The 2,408-nt window shown below is 61.8% G+C and carries 4 protein-coding genes; all 4 read left to right on the top strand.

The genetic code is table 11. The features are described from left to right. Positions 1-249: TIM barrel protein (locus FQV27_RS18665; protein ID WP_147101559.1), on the top strand; the 249-nt coding region annotated here is incomplete at its 5' end. A 10-nt stretch (positions 250-259) separates the two neighbouring features. Next, complete coding sequence (locus tag FQV27_RS18660; protein WP_147101604.1) at positions 260-1,267, top strand: Gfo/Idh/MocA family protein; 1,008 nt, start codon at positions 260-262, stop codon at positions 1,265-1,267. Between the two features lie 10 nt (positions 1,268-1,277). Next, a complete protein-coding gene (locus FQV27_RS18655) occupies positions 1,278-2,123 on the top strand; it encodes a TIM barrel protein (RefSeq protein ID WP_147101600.1) in 846 nt (281 codons plus the stop codon). Beyond that, a partial coding sequence (locus FQV27_RS18650) for a PfkB family carbohydrate kinase (protein ID WP_246133182.1) occupies positions 2,110-2,408 on the top strand: 299 nt, incomplete at its 3' end. The genes FQV27_RS18655 and FQV27_RS18650, both read left to right, overlap by 14 nt.

Here is a 2,408-nt window from a genome sequence, read left to right as displayed (position 1 = left end):
TTCAACCACAAGGCCAGCAGCGGGCTGCGCTATATCATCAACCCGCCCGGATCGCAGGCGCGTGTCCACCAGCATCTGAATATCGGTCAGGGCGAGGTGCCGTGGGACGATTTCTACCGCACACTGGCTGAAATAGGCTTTGACGGCATCATGACCGCCTGCGTCTTCGCGTGGGAGGAAAAGGCCGACGAATCCGGGAAATTCATGCGCAGCGAGATGCAGCGCTATGTCGATCAATACTTCAAATGAGGCAGCAGAAATGACCGTCAGAATTGGCGTAATCGGAACAGGCATGATCGGGCGTGACCACACGCGGCGCATGCAACAGGTGCTGGCGGGGACGCAGGTGGTCGCGCTCAGCGACTATAACCCGGATGCCGCACGGGCGGTACAGAAGGATCTGGTGCCTGACGCGAAGGTCTATGACCGGGGCGAGGATCTGATCGCCGCCCCCGATGTGGACGCGGTTCTGGTCTGTTCGACCGGATCGACCCACGAACCCTATGTGCTGGCTGCAATAGCCGCCGGAAAGCCGGTCTTTTGCGAAAAGCCGCTGGCGACGACCGCCGAAGGTGCGTTGAGGATTGTGGAAGCCGAGGCCGCGAAGGGCAGCCGTCTGGTACAGGTCGGCTTCATGCGCCGCTATGACGCCGGTTACCGGATGCTGAAACAGGTGGTGGATAACGACATCGGCACGCCGCTGATGGTCCATGCCGCACACAGGAACCCGACCGTGCCGGATACCTATGGCACGCCAATGGCCATCCACGACACGCTGATCCATGAAATCGACGTGCTGCGCTGGCTGCTGAACGACGACTATGTCTCGGCGCAGGTCGTGTTTCCGCGCAAATCCAGCCACGCCCATTCCGGGTTGCGCGACCCGCAGATGGTGCTGCTGGAAACCGCAAAGGGCATCCGTATCGATGTCGAGATCTTCGTGAACTGCCGCTATGGCTATGACATTCAATGCCAGATCGTGGGCGAGGAAGGGCTGGCGAACCTGCCCGAACCCATGTCGATCACGCTCCGCAAGCAGGCGCATCTGCAGAACGAAATCCTGATGGATTGGAAGGACCGCTTCATCGACAGCTATGACGTGGAACTGGCAGATTTCATCAAGGCCGCCGCCCTGGGCACTGCGGCTGGCCCCACGGCATGGGACGGCTATGTCGCGGCCATCACCTCGGATGCCTGCGTTCAGGCGCAGGAAAGCGGTCAGATCGTCCCGATCACCCTGCCGGCGCGCCCGGCGCTTTACGACTAAGGGGGACACGATGCGCTTTGCCATCAACCACATCTCTGCCCCGAAGCTGCCACTTGCGGAATTCTTCGCCATGTGCCGCCGCCTTGGCGTGCACGAGGTCGAGATCAGGAACGACATCCCCGATGTACTGGGAACCACGACCCCCGCGCAGGTCCGGGCCGAGGCGGATGCGCAGGGCATCACCATCCTGTCGATCAATGCGCTGTATCCATTCAATGTCTGGTCTCGCGATCTGCCCGACCGGGCGCGCCGCATGGCCGATTACGCCGCCGAATGCGGCGCGCAGGCGCTGGTGATGTGTCCGCTGAATGACGGAAATACCGTGCCGCATTCCGCCGTTGTGACCGCGCTCGATGCGATGGTCCCGATCCTTCAGACCCGCGGGCTGACCGGGCTGGTCGAACCGTTGGGCTTCCCGGTCAGTTCGCTTCGCACCAAGGCAGAGGCGCTGGCGGCCATGACCGAAGCCGATGAAACCGGCATTTTCAAACTGCTGCACGACACCTTCCACCACCATCTGGCGGGCGAGGCCGAATTCTATCCCAACCGCACCGGGCTTGTGCATATTTCCGGCGTGACCGATCCGGGGCTGGCTGTGGCGGATATGCTGGACGAACACCGGGTGCTGGTGGGCCATGACGACCGGCTGGAAAACCTGTCGCAGATCAAGGCTTTGCTGCAGTCGGGCTATGACGGCCCGTTCAGTTTCGAACCCTTCGCCGCCGAAATCCACAATGCCGCCGACCCCGAAACAGCGCTGCGAGACAGCATGGCCTTCATCGCCGACCGTCTGGCCCCGATATTGGCCGGCCATGCCGGGGGTCATGCAGGAAAGGACGGCCATGAAACCGCTTGATCTGATCACGATTGGCCGGAGCAGCGTTGATTTATATGGCGATCAGATTGGTGGTCGGCTGGAGGATATGGGGTCGTTTTCGAAGTATATCGGGGGGTCTCCGACGAATATTGCGTGCGGGACGGCGCGGCTGGGGTTGCGGTCTGCGGTGATTACGGGGGTTGGTGATGAGCATATGGGGCGGTTCATCCGCGAGCAGTTGGTGCGTGAGGGCGTGGATGTGCGGGGCGTCAAGACCGACCCGGACCGGCTGACGGCTCTGGTGATATTGGGCATCCGCGACGA

The sequence above is a fragment of the Paracoccus aurantiacus genome (assembly GCF_007993065.1).
Lineage (GTDB): Bacteria > Pseudomonadota > Alphaproteobacteria > Rhodobacterales > Rhodobacteraceae > Paracoccus > Paracoccus aurantiacus.
Note: the sequence above shows the minus strand (reverse complement) of the source record. Positions and strands in the feature narration are given on the sequence as shown.